Origin of the sequence: Williamsia sp. 1138 (assembly GCF_002095435.2) — a bacterium.
Classification (GTDB): Bacteria; Actinomycetota; Actinomycetes; order Mycobacteriales; family Mycobacteriaceae; genus Williamsia.
Genome location: NZ_MJEJ02000038.1, coordinates 82,712 through 97,106, shown reverse-complemented (window position 1 = coordinate 97,106; position 14,395 = coordinate 82,712). Strand labels below are relative to the sequence as shown.

Here is a 14,395-nt window from a genome sequence, read left to right as displayed (position 1 = left end):
TCACTTTCCTGTCGTTGAAGCGGTTTGGAGGATGGTGGGCGAGGCCGGCTCATTCGGCATCAGTCGGTTGAGCAGCCCGGCGCCGCGGGCATAGAGGGCTGGAGCGAGTCGTTTGGCCAGCCAGATCGCCTTGGCATCGAGCTGTGGAACGACGTAGAGGCGGCCTTTGTCGAAAGCGTCGAGAGTGCCGACGGCGACGCGGTCGGGCGAGAATCCCGTCCATCGCATCAATTTCTGCGCGAGTTGAGACGACTGCTCGGTGATACGACCGTCGACGGCGACGTTGGTCTTGACGAACGTCGGGCACAGTACGCTCACGCGCACACCGGTTCCCGACAATTCTGCCGCCAGGGTTTCCGAGAGCGACATGACTCCGGCTTTGCCGACGTTGTACGGGCCCATGGTCGGCGCTGCGGCGAAGCCGGCGGCAGATGCGACGTTGATGACTCCCCCGCGCCCGGCTGCACGCAGCTGAGGAACGAACGTTTCACACCCGTGGATGACGCCCCACAAGTTGATGCTCAAAGCCCAGTTCCAGTTCTCGAGGCCGACGTTGCCCACCGGTTGTCCGCCGATGCCGACGCCAGCATCGTTGATCACCAGCGTTGGGGCGCCACCGAATTCGAGTTCGGCGAACAAAGCGAGATCTTCCACCTGCGATCGATCGGCGACGTCGCACTGCACTGCGTAGCCGGCACCGGCAAGAAGCCGGACTGTCTCTTCGGCTCGTTCGAGTGAGATGTCGGCGCACACGACCCGGCCACCACGCCGGGAGAGTTCGATGGCAAAGGCGCGGCCGATACCGCTTCCCGCGCCTGTCACCACGGCGTCGGCGCCGTAGGACGGCGATGGGGTCGATCGGAATCCGAACATGTTTTCTCGATTTCTCTTATGGAGCGGACTAGTCAATGGAGGCTGCGCTGTGACCGAGTTCGGCGCGGACGAACTGTGCTGCCCGCCGCAACGCCGGCGTCGCCTCCGGACAAATGCGATCAAGCGCCTGAAAGACATGCATCTGATCGGGCCAGATTTCGAGCGTGCACGTACCCGCGTTGGCTTCGACCAGGTCGCGCAGATATTCGGCGTCGGCGACCAGCATCTCGGCGCCACCGGCCTGCACCAGGAATGGCGGCAGCACCGTTCCGGCCTCGACCGCCAGTCGCAGGCGCGGGATATCTGGTTCGTGACCGGATGTGTAGAGGGTGGTCAGCGCCCGCGCACCGGCAGCGGAGATCATCGGATCGCGCCGCACGCGCTCTCGACCCTCGGCGAGATCAAACGTCAGGTCGATCAGTGGTGAGAACAGCGCCACCGCAGCGGGCTGAGGTACGGACCGCCGGGCGTTGTCGATGACCAGGTCCAGCGCGAGGTGCCCGCCGGCGGAGTCTCCCGCGACGACGATGCTGCCGGAGTCATAGCCGCGGCCCAGTAGCCACCGATACGCCCGCTCGACGTCGTCCGCGGCAAACGGGAACGGGTGCTCGGGTGCGAGTCGGTAGTCCACCACGAACACCGGCAGACCCGCCTCACGGGAGAGTCGCGACGCCAGGCCGCGGTGCGTGCGCGCCGAACAAATCGCGTAGGCGCTGCCGTGCAGGTACAGCACGACCCCGTCGGCTCCGCCCGACGCACTCTCGTCCGGGAATCCGGATCTTTTGGCATCCACCCACTCCCCGACGACACCGTCGTTGCTGACCGCTGTGACCCTCGTTCCGCGCAAGCGTCTGCCGCACATACGCATTGCGACCTCGACAAGTACGCGCGCCACCCATACGCCACCCTTGTCGTACGGAAGCCGGGACGCGATCGGACGTAGCGTCGACGCAGTCATCCGCGCCGCACACCGGGACCGCCGAGATCCTCGCGGTGGCACGACGGCGCCTCTCGTTGTCATAACCACAGCATCATCGGAAACTGTGCCATTTGTCAATGGTACGGTTTAGGAGACAGATCAGCGGACCTGATTCCACCGGAGCAAGCCGACGAGCGTTGGCCGAGTGCAGACAATGCACGAAAGGATGCCTCTTGACCATCGATTCGGCCACCAGTGCACGAACTCTTCGACTGCAGGTCGAGAACGTCATCGAGGAAACGTCAGACGCCGTCACCCTCGTCTTGTCCACCTCTGACACCGACCGTCCGGCGCCGTTCGACTACCGCCCCGGCCAATTCCTCACCCTCGAGATCCCGCATGAGGAGGACCGCTCGGTAGCGCGGTGCTACTCGCTCTCGAGCAGCCCGGACTGCGACGATCGTCCGGCAATCTCTGTCAAACGCACCCCGGGCGGCTACGCGTCCAATTGGCTCTGCGACAACGCCGCCGTCGGTTTGACCCTTTCGGCGCTTCGGCCCGCGGGCTCATTTGTACCGTCGCGGTGGGACAAGCCACTCGTCCTCGTCGCGGCAGGCAGCGGTATCACCCCGGTCCTGTCGATCCTCAAAACCGCGCTGGCCGTCCACCACGAGCGGGTCGAGCTGATCTACGCGAACAGGTCGGCCGAATCGGTGATGTTTGCCGACACTTTGGACGACCTGGTCGAACGTCATCCCACCCGCCTCGAGGTGATCCACTGGCTCGAGTCTGACCGCGGCATGCCGACCGCCACCGGACTGCGCAACCTGATGCCTTCATCGCCCGCCTCGGATGCGTACCTGTGCGGCCCTGCGGTATTCATGGACCTCGCGCACGACGCCCTCGTCGCCGCGGGACTCTCCCCCGACGCCATCTACCGTGAGGTCTTCACCTCCATCCAGGCCAACCCGTTCCATACGTCGGTCGCCGCTCCCCCCACCGCGACAGACGTGGGAACGCCGGTCACCGCAGAGGTCGAGGGCGAGGACTACACCTTCCACTGCCCGCCCGACACCGTTCTCCTCGACGCGATGCTCGACCACGGCATCGACGCCCCCTTCGTCTGCCGCGAAGGCAACTGCGGCGCATGTGCTTTCACACTCAAAGCCGGTGAAGTCGAAATGCGTGTCAACGACACGCTCGACACCTACGAATTAGGAAAAGGCGTACGGCTCGCATGCCAGTCCGTCCCGGTCTCCGGCAGCATCGACATGGTCATCGAATAGCCATCTCGCTCCTGTGACTCACTCAGCGACGCGTCCGGCCTGACGCCGCCGCCGGCGTGTGTCGGTTACACGCGGTGCCGTCGGCCGGTCGGCCGCATTTCAGCTGGGCTCGGAGTTTGCACGCGTGTCGAGTGGGTAGTCCTCGCAGGTGGAACGTGTGGTCACCTCACGGACACCGGCGCCGTGTGTGACCGTCGCCGACGTGTCTGCCTACTTGAACAGTCCCGTACTGGGCGGGACTGCGCGAGATCACCTCGCGGTCGCCCACGACGTCCGGGACGATTCACGGACGCTGCGTCCGGGCGACGTGTATGTCGCTATGCGCGGAAACAATTGGCACGGAATGGAGTTCGAATCGGAGGCGGCGCGCGCAGGCGCAGTGGTCATCATCAGCGATCGTCCATCGACCGTCTTACCGACCGTGATCGTCAATGATCCGCGGGAGATCGTCGGGCCGCTCTGTGCGTGGTTCTACGACACATCATCCAACTCTCCCCGCGTGTTCGGAGTCACCGGCACCAACGGCAAGACCAGCACCGCGCATTTCATGGACGCGGGTCTGTCCGCAGCGGGCGAGATGCCGGGGTTGATCTCGGGAGCTCGCATCCGGGGGCCCGGTTGCCAGTGGGTACCAGAACGCACCACACCCGAGGCGGCAACATTGCACCAGACCTTGGCACACTTTCGCCGGTCGGGAGTCACCGCGTGCGCGATGGAGGTCTCCTCACATGCCATTGCTCAACGGCGCGTCGCCGGTATCAGTTACCGCGCAATGGCTTTCACGAACCTTGCGCCCGACCACCTCGACTATCACGGCACGATGGAGAATTACTACGCGGCAAAAGCATCCATGTTCGAACCTGAATGTACCGACCTGGCCGTGATCAACACCTCCGATGAGTACGGACGCCGCCTCGCCGCCGCGGCCGGCGCCGAGGTGTGGACCTGCGGAAAACAGGATCCCGCAGCAGATGTCTACGCCGACAACGTCGTCTGCGACGCGACAGGGTCAACCTTCGATGTGCATGCTCCCAGCGGCAACGCACACGTGCGCCTGCACACGATGGGGGCGTTTCAAGTCGACAACGCGCTCGTCGCCCTCACAGCTCTCGTGGCTGACGGAATCGACCTCGACGCTGCCGCTGACGGGATGTCCTCGATTACCGCGATCGCCGGCCGATGCCAGCCTGTTCACGCTGGTCAACCCTTCACGGCCATCGTCGACTACATGCACAACACGGCTGGTCAGCGAGCACTGCTGCCGTACCTGAGGTCTCTGACAGCGGGCCGCATCATCGTGGTTGCCGGAGCCACGGGCGGCCGCGACCCGAACAAGCGGCGAGCCTTGGGCAACTACGCAGCGTCGCATGCCGACGTGGTGATCGTGACCGACGAGAGCCCCGAGGACGAGGATCCCACCGCCATTCGGTCACAGGTCTTGCTCGGCGCTCATCGGGCCGGCCGCGCACAGGTCATCGAAGAACCCGATCGCCTTGCGGCCATCGAACACGCCGTTGCAATTGCCCAACCGGACGACTCGCTGGTCGTCGCCGGCAGAGGCAGTGACCCAATCCAACGATACGGCGCCCGCACACTTCAGTTCGATGACCATGAGCAACTACGGAACGCCATCGCGTCATCCCTGAACGGCGCCCGGCGCAGGCGGCCGGGCGGTGCCCCGGGCTATGGTTTGTAACCCGGGACACCTGAGTTGGTCATGTAGCCATGGCCGCACACCAACCTGTGTTCCAGGTACCGCGAGCGGCTGATCGACAAACACCGTTCCCCGAAGGTGGGGTGGGCGCTGCGCGGTACGCTCACGTGAACCTGCGTTTGTAGGCTGAGCCCTCGTTTGCACGCGCACACCGACGACCGAAGGCGCGCGCATGAGCAACGACGTTCCCGACCTGGCCGCCACCTTGGCCGAGCTCGTTCGGACCATGGCCGACAAGCCCGAACTCGAGGAGACCCTGCGGCTGGTGACCGCCGCGGCGGTCGACCTGATCGAAGGCGCAGAGTCGGCAGATATTTTGCTGATCTCCAAACGCAAAGAGTTCCGCTCCCACGCCCCGACCAGTGACCTCCCGGTACGGCTCGACAGCATCCAGGAAGAACTCGGCGAAGGCCCCTGCATCGACGCCGCCTTCGACGAGCGGATCATCCACAGCGACGACCTGACCGCCGAACGCCGCTGGCCTCACTTTTGTCCGCAGGCCATTGCAGCCGGGGTTCGCAGCAGCTTGTCGTTCCAGCTGTACACCGGCGGCGGCGCGATCGGTGCGCTCAATCTGTTCAGCTCTACAGCTGGGGCATTCTCGGCCACCGACATCGAAGTAGGCCTGATGCTCGGCACCCACGCAGCGGTCGCCTTGCACGGCATCCGCAAGAGCGAACAGTTCGAGTCTGCGCTGGCCAGCCGCGATGTCATAGGTCAGGCCAAGGGAATGATCATGGAGCGCTTCGCCGTTGACCCTGTACGCGCATTCGAATTGTTGCGCAAGCTATCTCAGGACTCGAACGTTCCGCTGGTGCAGATCGCTGTGCAACTCGTCGAACGCGGATCAGCCGGCACCGGCGGGTAGTCACCCCACGGCGTCGCGGCCGTAGGTCACGCCAACGCGCCGCAGCGGAACCCGCGCGGAGGCTACGGGTCGGCAACCGGTCTGACTCGCTGGACGGTCTGCAGGGGAATCACCCAGATCTTTCCGTCTCCGATCCGCCCGGTGCGCGCAGTATCGACGACAGTGTTCAGAATCGTCTCCACATCAGGGTCATCTACCGCGATCTCGATGCGCACCTTCGGCACCATGTCGATCGTGTATTCCGCACCGGGGAAGACCTGCTCCTTTCACATGTCTGACCGGAATATCACCTTCTCCGTGGAGGAGCGTGCGTTGTTACCGAGCCAGCCGTCTGATCGCGTTGCGCACAAGATAGGCGGCGAGCACCGTACCGGTGATCCTAGGGGCTGCCACCACGATCGGGTCGAGCCACATGTGGTTCTTGTCCACCCGCTTCGTGCCGGTCCGCGCGCTCGCGCCCCGTCCGATCTCGCCGGCGACACCGGTTTCGGTGATCGGGTTGTCCGGGCGCCCGCGCACGAACGAGGCGAGGTGGCTCTCGGCGGCGTTCACGCGGTCGGCGGCCAGCAGCAGCAACCAGTGGGCGGCGCGCCCTTCGCTATAGCGATAGGCGATGCGGCGCACCTTTCCGGAAAGCCCGGCGGGAGGGGTGGAGGTCCCGAACACGGGGGTCAGAGACTGGTGTTCGATGGAGCGCTCACGCGGCCACGTTTCGCGTTGGCGGTCCGGGAAGCCCCAATGCGCCCCGGTGGCGTCGGGGTCGAATCGTTCCTGGGGAACCGATGGCCGGTCGGCGGGGTCGAGGTCGACACCCCATCCGGGGATCCGGGCTCTCAGATCCTCGCTGGAGTAGCGCCGGGGTATGTGTGCTGTGTACGGCATGATGGTGGCTCCTAGGTGGTGGCGGGAATGATGACGGGTTTGATGCACTCATCGAGCTTGGCGGAGAAGATGTGGTAGCCCTCGGCGATATGGTCCAGCGGAATACGGTGGGTGATAACGTCACTCGGCTTGATGTGGCCGTTCTTGACATGTTCGAACAGTCGCGGCCACTGCCGTTTGACCGGACACTGATTCAGCTGAAGCGTCAGTCCTTTGTTCATCGCGTCGCCGAACTTCACGGCACTGAACATCGGCCCGTACGCCCCCAGGACCGCGACTGTGCCACCTTTGCGGACCGAGTCAATGGCCCAGTTCAGGGCGACCGGCGATCCGCCCTGCAGTTTGAACTTGGCTGCGGTGACATGCTGGATGAAGTTGCCGTCGGCTTCCGCGCCGACGGCTTCGATGACCACGTCCGCTCCGAGGTAATCGGTCGCCTTTTTCATCTCGACCACGATGTCGTCGTACTCGGCGAAGTTGTAGGTCTCGGCGTGGGCGAACGTCCGCGCCTTCTCGAGCCGGTATTCCAGGTGGTCGATGACGATGACCCGGCCCGCGCCCATGAACCAGGCGGATTTCGCCGCGAACAGTCCGACCGGGCCGGCGCCGAATACGGCGACGGTGTCCCCTTCGCTGATACTGCCCAGTTGGGCGCCGAAGTAGCCGGTGGCCAGGGCGTCGGTGAGCATGAGGGCATCGTCCTCATCCAGCCAGTCCGGGATGATGGCGGGGCCGACGTCGGCGAACGGGACGCGCACGAACTCGGCCTGCCCGCCGTCGTAACCACCACACGTGTGTGAGTACCCGTAGATGCCACCGACAGCGGTCGCATTGGGGTTGACGTTGTGGCAGTTGGAGTACAACCCACGCACACAGAAGTAGCACGATCCGCAGTAGATGTTGAACGGCACCATCACTCGGTCACCCACGGCGAGATTCTGGACGGACCCGCCGACCGCTTCGACGATTCCGATGAACTCGTGGCCGAACGTCATTCCGACGCGGGTGTCGGGCATCATCCCGTGATAGAGGTGTAGGTCGGATCCACAAATAGCGGCCCGGGTGACACGGACGATCGCGTCATTGGGGTGTTCGATCGGAGGAATGGGCTTGTCCTCGACCCTGATCTTGTACGGACCTCGATAGACCATCGATTTCATGTTCTCTCCCGCTCAGATTGTGATGTGTGCTCGCCGTGGTCCTGGCGTACGTCAGGATCGTGGAGGGGTTGTGCTCATGTGCGCCGTCGACGCGTGTACCGCGTCGGTGGCGGCGAACTCACGCCCGCCACCACCGACGCCTCACGTGGCGCCTCAGTCGGGGATGGCGTCCTTCAACTTGCCCATGACACCTTTCTCGGTGCCCAACTGCGCATTCTGTGGAGTGCCTTTGGCACCGTCATACGTCGCGTAGAGCTTCGGGTCGGGCGGCGGCGGGCTTGCCTTGTCACCGAGCGGCTGAGGATCGGCATTGAACCCCATCTGATGGACCCCATCCGGTGCCAACCGGTTCGCCCATCCTCCGGTCGAAGAGAACTCACCATCGGACAGATGCCACAGGTCGGTGGCGTGTTCGGCGTATTCCTCGTCGAGCAAAGCATCCGGCGCGACAACACTTTCCAGACCGTCGGCCTGCAATTCCTCGATGGCGGCCAGCCACAGGTTCTGGTGATGGGTATCGCGGGCGAGATTGAACTTCAACATCGCCTTGACCCCCGGGTCGTCGGTCATGTTGTACAGACGCGCCGTCTGCAGACGGCCCTGCGACTCCGCGGTCACGTTCGCGCGGAAATCGGCGAGCAGGTTCCCGCTGGCGACGATGTAACGGCCGTTCCACGGGTACCCGTTGCTGTCCGCCGGCAGAGCGCCGCCGCCGGCGACGATCGCCTGCTGCGGATCCATGCCGCCCATGACTGCGGCAACGACCGGGTCGCCGCCGGCGGCTTTACTCGACTCGGTCGCCGGAGCACCCTCGAGCAACCGGGCCACCATCGTCGCGAGCATCTCGACGTGACCGATCTCCTCGGTCGCGATGTCCATGATGAGGTCTTTGTACTTGCCCTCCATGCGGCAGTTCCAGCCCTGGAAAAGGTACTGCATGGTCACGGTCATCTCACCGAAAGCCCCACCGATGAGTTCCTGCAATTTATGGGCGTACACCGGGTCGGGCTTCTCCGGCTTGACGTCGAACTGCAGATGGTCAGTATGACGAAACATGTTGGCTCCATTCACAAGATAGCCACCGAATGTGTGCCCGCAGACTGGAGGCACCGAAAGAGTGCACACGAGTACATGGATGGGAGGCGAGCCAGGGTCAGACCCGCGCCATGGCCGCCGTAGCGCACCGAAAGCACCCAAGAACACGCCAGGACGATTCCCCGACCGCCACTTGGATGTCACCAGTATCCCCCCGTCCCGGCGAGTTCAAACCCGCGTGAACCATGAAGGTTTATCGCGCCTCGATGAGGGGCATGAACACCACAGCCATACAAAATGCCGTGGCATTCTCGCGTTCGAATGCGTCGGCACCTGGTCGTACCTGTGGCCGACTCAGTACGAGGAGGTACCCATGTATGTCTCACTCTCGCAGCAGTCCGACACCCAGCTCGGCGGACCACGCAGCGTCCTGACCCGCCAAAAACGAGACCACATCGAGCTCGACCGGCTGATCAGTTCCATCGATCTGGCCGACGGCGACGAGCGTCAAGAGCTGCTGACCAGGTTGTGCCGCTTGGTCTTTCCCCATGCCTTCGCCGAGGAGTCCGTGCTCTGGCCTTTCATCCGTCGCAACGTGCCCGACGGTGAACAGCTGACCCTGCAGATCGAACAAGAACACCAAGAGATCAACGAAAGGTTCACCGCCCTCGAACTACTCGATGTCGACTCCCGGCAACACCATGACCTCTTTGCCACGATCGCCGAGCTTCTGCGTGAGGATGTACGCGACGAGGAAGACCACCTCCTGCCACGGTTACAGCAGCACGCGAGCGCCGTCGACCTCGTACGACTGGGCCTGGCGTGGGAAGCGGTGCGCCGCAGCGCCCCAACCCGCCCCCACCCGGTCGTCGCCCGCAGGCCCCCGGGCAACGTCTTGGCAGCAGCCCCGCTCACCATCCTGGACAGGTCCCGCGACCGGCTCGACAGTCATTCCCGGACGCAGACGCGGTTCGCGGACTTGGCGCGCTCGGCGAGCCGGTTGTGTGCCCGCGTCGCCGGGCGGATCGAACACCTCCCACCACTGACCAGAGGTGAAGACAGCTCCACTCACACCACCCGCAGCCCGGGTGCATGACGTACTGAGCGCAGGGCTGCATCACGCCGAGCCCTGAGCACATCGACTCCTGCCGCAGTGGATCGTCGCAACAGGCTCCTCAGCTGGGTTGATCCTCGCGCTGTGACCTCTGATAGCCGACGTCGGACGGTTCTCGCTCACCGTATTTTCGGACTCCGAATGTGTTGACCATGGATCGGTCGAGGTCGACCAGGCGTAGCGGCGTGGACCCAGCGTACGTGGCGACTGCCACTCGGGTCGCGAGTTGCAAGGGCCGTGAGGGGTGCGGGAGGTCGTGAACCTGCCGGAGATTCGGTGGACAGAACGCCGAGATTATGTGGTCCGCGTACGGCCTCAGGTGTTGGGGCAGAACACGCTCTGCGAACGCTTCGATCAGCGAGCGAGCCACGGCACGGCCCTCGATGGTCGGTGCGAACTCTTGTTGCTCGTAGGACCGTGCCCATCTCTCGAGCGCTTCGCGTGTCTCAGGCAGGCCGTCGAGACCCTGCAGTTCGGCCACCGAGCGCCAGAAGCGCCACTGCGCTTCCAATTCTGTTGTAGTGAAGGGGGAATGCGCGAGGTCCGAGGTGATCCGGTGTGGATCGAGTGCGAGGGTCGAGAGTGTGTACAACGAGTCGTCGTTGCGGATCGGGAAATGCGCGTGGATCTCATTCAGGCGCGCGATCCATGCACGCCCGGTCGGCGACGTCGGCCCATGATCGAGTAATTGCCCGAAGAACAACAGGGTGTCGTCGTTGCGCCTCGCCGGGAACTGCATGATGTCCCCACCCCCGCGGCGGTACAGGATTCGGGCCATGGTCGGAACCGCCACCTGTTTCATGAACGCGACAGTGAACAGGGCGTAGGTGAGAGATGGATTGCCGTGCAAGGTGACCAGGGACAGCCGAGCTATTTCGGCGGCGTCGGCGACCGGATCCAACGTGTTGATCCGTCGGGAGACGAGGTGACCGGGACGTAGTTTCACGAGGTGGGCTCCATTCGGACAACGGTGCGTCCTTCGATGTCGAGATCTACGCGTGCCCGGCCGTGGCGGTCTGCTTCGACCGTGGCATCGAGCGTTCCCAGCGCCGCGTATCGGTGGTGCGGCCGGAGTTGATCGACCACCACTGTCGTGCGAACGCCACCATCGCCGGGATAGAGGACCAAATCAAGTGCTCGACCGTCGGTGACGGCGCGGGCCACCAGAACATCTGGGTACGCGGCCTCGGCAAGACGTGGACCCGCGAGCCAATGGGCGGGTAGGCCCGCGCCGATCAAGTCTCGATTGGCGGCCGGCCGGGAGAAGCGTGAGAGCAACGAGTACAAGTTGCCTTGCGTCGACAGTCCTTCATACCGAGCGACGCCGGCGGAGCGTTCGACGTCTTCTTTCTCATCGACGTAGGCGAATGCGTTGTCTGCGATCTCGTCATCGCCCATCTCGCGAGCTGTCAGCGACAGGAAGGTGTGGGCAAACGAGTCGCTACCGAACGAGTAGTTGCCGACATCGCATCGGTTGGCTGCCGTTCGCGGGAGCCGATAGCGCTCTCCGTCGAACTCGAGCGAGTTCCGCTTCGTCAGCCACCATGCCCGATGTGCCTGGTCGGGCAAGAAGGCGTTCATCCAGTAGGTCGTGGGAAGGCTGACACCGTCGCTGGCCCAGATGTTCCACGACAGCCCCAGGGTCTCGTTACGGACACCGATGAGTTTGCCGTCCGGGCGGGTGAACTCCTGTTCGTACGCTCGCGCGATCGGCTCGCTGAGGTCGGCATGGAAGTCTGTACCGTGCAACCGATCATGCGCGACGAGGGTGTTGACACCAAAGGTGTTGCAGACGGGATAGATCCAGCGTGGTTCGCAGGAGAACAGTGTGTAGGCCGACCGGCGCATGTTGCGGTGGATGGATTCCGCCAGGTCGTGAAAATCATGCCGATACTGTTGGCTGTCGGACCAGGTGTAGGTCAGACCACCTGGCCGAGAGAAGCGGTTGTCGCCGAAGCTCTCGTACATCCCGACCGCGGCTCCCTGCCATCCGGTCAGCATCACGTTGTCGTGGTTGTCGACCGGATCGCGGCCGAGAGACATGCGTCCCCAAGCGTTTTCCAGTGCCCAGTAACCCCAGACCCGCTTGTCCCCCATTTTGAGGATCGACTGCTCCTGAGCTTCGGCCAGATAACCGGCGAACGCCGGCGCTGCGGTGTATCGGTACATCGACAGCGCGTAACCCAGGACGCAGAGTTGGTAACGAAGCGCCGCCTCACGGAACTGATCGCGGCGATCGAAGCCCGCGAATTCCGACAGTGGCTGCAAAGCAAGGTCGAGCGCAAAGCGAAGATGCGCAAGGTCATCCGCCGTGGCCTCACCGACTGACGGTTCGGGAGTCGACGGCACCGCGGTCTGCACAAAGGTGACATGTGCGAGTTCGGTGTTCACTCGGCGCGCGACCACCACCTGGTGGCGATGACGCAGCAGATGCACGGCGAAAGCGACCACCACGATGCACGGGACCAGACCGGCTGTGATCGCGATCCAGGTGATCGACAGGTGCGAATGGGAATGTGTCATCGCCGCTTCGAGCAGGAACGCCAACCACACGGCAATCGGGGCGATGACCGCGCCGATCATCCACCAAACCAGTACGGCGAGTCCGAACGCCGCCAGCGCCATTGCTGCATGTGCGATATGACCTGATGCCAGATGCCCACCGCCGGGAAGCAGCAGCCCCATGGCCGCAACCCCGGCAACCGTGTTGCCGGTGGCGGCGACCAGCAGACCACCGGACCACAGCAGCGCGTACACCACCGCGACTCGGCCGAACTTGCCTCTCGTCACGGGCGACAACACCGGGCGCGAACTCGGCAACAACCGGGCCGGAACACGCTCACCCGGCCGCACTACTGGCGTCGAGCTCATCGCCCGAACCCCGCGGACACCGGCTCGTCTGTTGTGACGACCCGCCGTGCGGCCGGCGGCATCGCCGTCGCCGACGAGACCTCTCGCCCGGTGCACGAGGCGATGACGAAGAGTTTGCGCAGGCCGACCATCAGCAGCAGCAAGATCGTGCAACACAGCATCGGAACCTCCATCTGAAACCGCGTCGTTTCGGTTTCGGTTAGCGTAGGTGGTGCGTCGCTCGCCGTCAACGTTCGGACCGGCATAAGACACCAGGTCACCGGCACTGGCACTATGAGCACGTGACGCCGACCACCGAGCCCGCCGGGCGACACTACGGTGGGCAAAGCGCTACAGAACGCCGACTATCGCGCCGGCATCGGCTGATCGAGGCCGTCCTCGACCTCGTCCACGAGGGCGGTATCGAATCGCTGAGCGTAGGAGCGATCTGTGAGCACGCATCGGTCTCCAAACGGCATCTCTACCTGAGCTTTTCCAATCTCGACGAGCTCACCGGTGAGGCACTGACCGACGTGCTCTCACAGGCGGCCGATCGGATCGCCGCGGCAACCGCGAAACTCGACAAGGACGCGTCGAGAGCCCGACTGATCGAAGTCGCGGTCGAAGAGATCCTCATCGCGTTCGACGATCCACGGGTCGCACGTCTGTATCTCGAGGCGCCCGGAAACCGCGGGCTCCGCGCAGCGCGAGATCATGCAGTGGCCCATTTCGTGAGCCAGCTGCTGACTCTCCTCGCCGACGATCGTGCCGATGACCCACGAGCTCAGCTCATCGCCCGCGTGCTGGTCGGAGGTACCACCGAGGGGGTCGCGCTCTGGCTGCGCGGCGACGTGACGCTCGAACGCGGGGAGCTGGTGGCGACGCTCGCCGCCCTGGGCGTCGACGCGGTCAACCGTATCCTCGAGGTGGACCCACCACGCTGAACCAGCCGACTTGGGCCATCTCCAGGGAGCACGTCCTGCCGTCGCCTCGGCTCAGTCGGGTCGCGATTGATCGAGCAGCATCTCGACGGTCGTTCGTGCGTACACCCAGGGCTGGGGGTCGTCGAGCGATGTCGACAGTGCCGCGGCGCCTTCGTAGAGCAGCGCGATCTGGTGTCCCAACAGCTCTGGATCGCCAGCGCCGTAATCGCGGCACAGTTCGATGATCGCCGCTGCGAAGGCCTGCTTCTGCACGTGCACGAAGTCCGCGACCTCCGGCATCACTGCAGCGGCTTCCACCGCCGCATTGTGGAAGGGGCAGCCGCGCATAAGGCCGTCACCCGGATCAGGGACCGGAAACAGCAACATCAGGCGTTCCCGCGGCCCACTCGCGTCAGCCTCCCGAGGGTCGGTCACCATCTCGCGAACAAACGCCAGGTACTGCTCCACCAGCACAGTCTTGCTCGGGAAGTACTTGTACAGAGTCCTTTTGGAGACGTCAGCTTGGGACGCGATCAGGTCGACGCCCGTCGCATTGATTCCTTCTACATAGAAGAGTTCGGCCGCGCTCGCGAGTATGCGGTCCCGGGCCCCCCGACCGCCCCGGCGTGGACTGCCGGCCTGCGTTGCCTCTGCCATCGAAACCACCGACCAATCAACTCGAACTGTTGCGTGCCCCACTAATAGTACACAGATCTGTTTACATCTGCTCGAGGGTGCCCTACTGTGCAAGTACACAGATCTGTTTACAAC

At 64.0% G+C, this 14,395-nt stretch carries 14 protein-coding genes and 1 pseudogene; 5 read left to right on the top strand and 10 right to left on the bottom strand.

Features of this window, described 5'->3' with window-relative positions:
* Both BH683_RS10180 and BH683_RS10175 read right to left on the bottom strand, forming a co-directional pair.
* Positions 1-873 carry an SDR family NAD(P)-dependent oxidoreductase gene (locus BH683_RS10180; protein ID WP_084836145.1) on the bottom strand — a complete coding sequence of 291 codons (873 nt, stop codon included), beginning with the start codon at positions 871-873 and terminating at the stop codon, positions 1-3.
* Positions 874-901: 28 nt separating this feature from the next.
* Positions 902-1,831: an alpha/beta hydrolase gene (locus tag BH683_RS10175; RefSeq protein WP_094647379.1), complete on the bottom strand. Its 930-nt coding sequence runs from the start codon at positions 1,829-1,831 to the stop codon at positions 902-904.
* A 194-nt stretch (positions 1,832-2,025) separates the two neighbouring features.
* Between BH683_RS10175 and BH683_RS10170 the strand changes: the two genes are divergently transcribed.
* The 3 genes from BH683_RS10170 (at position 2,026) to BH683_RS10160 (ending at position 5,660) form a co-directional block, all read left to right on the top strand.
* Positions 2,026-3,078, top strand: coding sequence for a ferredoxin--NADP reductase (locus tag BH683_RS10170; protein ID WP_246833294.1), 1,053 nt, complete (start codon positions 2,026-2,028; stop codon positions 3,076-3,078).
* 202 nt (positions 3,079-3,280) lie between these two features.
* On the top strand, positions 3,281-4,774 hold the full coding sequence (locus BH683_RS10165) for a UDP-N-acetylmuramoyl-L-alanyl-D-glutamate--2,6-diaminopimelate ligase (protein ID WP_246833293.1): 1,494 nt from the start codon (positions 3,281-3,283) through the stop codon (positions 4,772-4,774).
* A gap of 190 nt (positions 4,775-4,964) precedes the next feature.
* Positions 4,965-5,660, top strand: a complete 696-nt coding sequence (locus tag BH683_RS10160) for a GAF and ANTAR domain-containing protein (RefSeq protein ID WP_084836142.1) — start codon at positions 4,965-4,967, stop codon at positions 5,658-5,660.
* A 62-nt stretch (positions 5,661-5,722) separates the two neighbouring features.
* Here the strand turns inward: BH683_RS10160 and BH683_RS10155 are convergent.
* The 4 genes and pseudogenes from BH683_RS10155 to BH683_RS10140 form a co-directional block, all read right to left on the bottom strand.
* Positions 5,723-5,908: pseudogene (locus BH683_RS10155) on the bottom strand (P-II family nitrogen regulator); the annotation flags it as partial.
* Between the two features lie 67 nt (positions 5,909-5,975).
* Positions 5,976-6,542, bottom strand: coding sequence for a hypothetical protein (locus BH683_RS10150; protein WP_084836140.1), 567 nt, complete (start codon positions 6,540-6,542; stop codon positions 5,976-5,978).
* Positions 6,543-6,553: 11 nt separating this feature from the next.
* Entirely contained in the window at positions 6,554-7,702 is a 1,149-nt protein-coding gene (locus BH683_RS10145) for a zinc-dependent alcohol dehydrogenase (RefSeq protein ID WP_084836139.1), read from the bottom strand.
* A 153-nt stretch (positions 7,703-7,855) separates the two neighbouring features.
* On the bottom strand, positions 7,856-8,758 hold the full coding sequence (locus BH683_RS10140; RefSeq protein WP_084836138.1) for a manganese catalase family protein: 903 nt from the start codon (positions 8,756-8,758) through the stop codon (positions 7,856-7,858).
* Positions 8,759-9,110: 352 nt separating this feature from the next.
* Between BH683_RS10140 and BH683_RS10135 the strand changes: the two genes are divergently transcribed.
* Positions 9,111-9,833: a hemerythrin domain-containing protein gene (locus BH683_RS10135; protein ID WP_084836137.1), complete on the top strand. Its 723-nt coding sequence runs from the start codon at positions 9,111-9,113 to the stop codon at positions 9,831-9,833.
* A gap of 79 nt (positions 9,834-9,912) precedes the next feature.
* On the opposite strand, the gene BH683_RS10130 is transcribed toward BH683_RS10135, so the two are convergent.
* The 3 genes from BH683_RS10130 to BH683_RS28645 are packed head-to-tail and all read right to left on the bottom strand — an operon-like array spanning position 9,913 to position 12,895.
* Entirely contained in the window at positions 9,913-10,797 is an 885-nt protein-coding gene (locus BH683_RS10130; RefSeq protein ID WP_084836136.1) for an oxygenase MpaB family protein, read from the bottom strand.
* Positions 10,794-12,722 (bottom strand): hypothetical protein, encoded by a 1,929-nt coding sequence (locus tag BH683_RS10125; RefSeq protein ID WP_143696029.1) that lies wholly within the window; start codon positions 12,720-12,722, stop codon positions 10,794-10,796. The genes BH683_RS10130 and BH683_RS10125 overlap by 4 nt, the downstream gene beginning before the upstream one ends.
* Positions 12,719-12,895, bottom strand: a complete 177-nt coding sequence (locus tag BH683_RS28645) for a hypothetical protein (RefSeq protein WP_168187008.1) — start codon at positions 12,893-12,895, stop codon at positions 12,719-12,721. Before BH683_RS28645 ends, BH683_RS10125 begins: the two co-directional genes overlap by 4 nt.
* A gap of 108 nt (positions 12,896-13,003) precedes the next feature.
* Between BH683_RS28645 and BH683_RS10120 the strand changes: the two genes are divergently transcribed.
* On the top strand, positions 13,004-13,645 hold the full coding sequence (locus tag BH683_RS10120; RefSeq protein ID WP_084836134.1) for a helix-turn-helix domain-containing protein: 642 nt from the start codon (positions 13,004-13,006) through the stop codon (positions 13,643-13,645).
* Between the two features lie 51 nt (positions 13,646-13,696).
* Here BH683_RS10120 and BH683_RS10115 read toward each other — a convergent pair whose 3' ends face one another.
* Positions 13,697-14,281, bottom strand: coding sequence for a TetR/AcrR family transcriptional regulator (locus tag BH683_RS10115; protein WP_084836133.1), 585 nt, complete (start codon positions 14,279-14,281; stop codon positions 13,697-13,699).
* Positions 14,282-14,395: the final 114 nt, after the last annotated feature.

Bases quoted from the DNA above. Each gene is read 5' to 3' on its own strand.
- BH683_RS10180 (WP_084836145.1), bottom strand. From the start codon at position 873: ATGTTCGGATTCCGATCGACCCCATCGCCGTCCTACGGCGCCGACGCC.
- BH683_RS10175 (WP_094647379.1), bottom strand. From the start codon at position 1,831: ATGACTGCGTCGACGCTACGTCCGATCGCGTCCCGGCTTCCGTACGAC.
- BH683_RS10160 (WP_084836142.1), top strand. From the start codon at position 4,965: ATGAGCAACGACGTTCCCGACCTGGCCGCCACCTTGGCCGAGCTCGTT.
- BH683_RS10150 (WP_084836140.1), bottom strand. From the start codon at position 6,542: ATGCCGTACACAGCACACATACCCCGGCGCTACTCCAGCGAGGATCTG.
- BH683_RS10145 (WP_084836139.1), bottom strand. From the start codon at position 7,702: ATGAAATCGATGGTCTATCGAGGTCCGTACAAGATCAGGGTCGAGGAC.
- BH683_RS10140 (WP_084836138.1), bottom strand. From the start codon at position 8,758: ATGTTTCGTCATACTGACCATCTGCAGTTCGACGTCAAGCCGGAGAAG.
- BH683_RS10135 (WP_084836137.1), top strand. From the start codon at position 9,111: ATGTATGTCTCACTCTCGCAGCAGTCCGACACCCAGCTCGGCGGACCA.
- BH683_RS10125 (WP_143696029.1), bottom strand. From the start codon at position 12,722: ATGAGCTCGACGCCAGTAGTGCGGCCGGGTGAGCGTGTTCCGGCCCGG.
- BH683_RS28645 (WP_168187008.1), bottom strand. From the start codon at position 12,895: ATGGAGGTTCCGATGCTGTGTTGCACGATCTTGCTGCTGCTGATGGTC.
- BH683_RS10115 (WP_084836133.1), bottom strand. From the start codon at position 14,281: ATGGCAGAGGCAACGCAGGCCGGCAGTCCACGCCGGGGCGGTCGGGGG.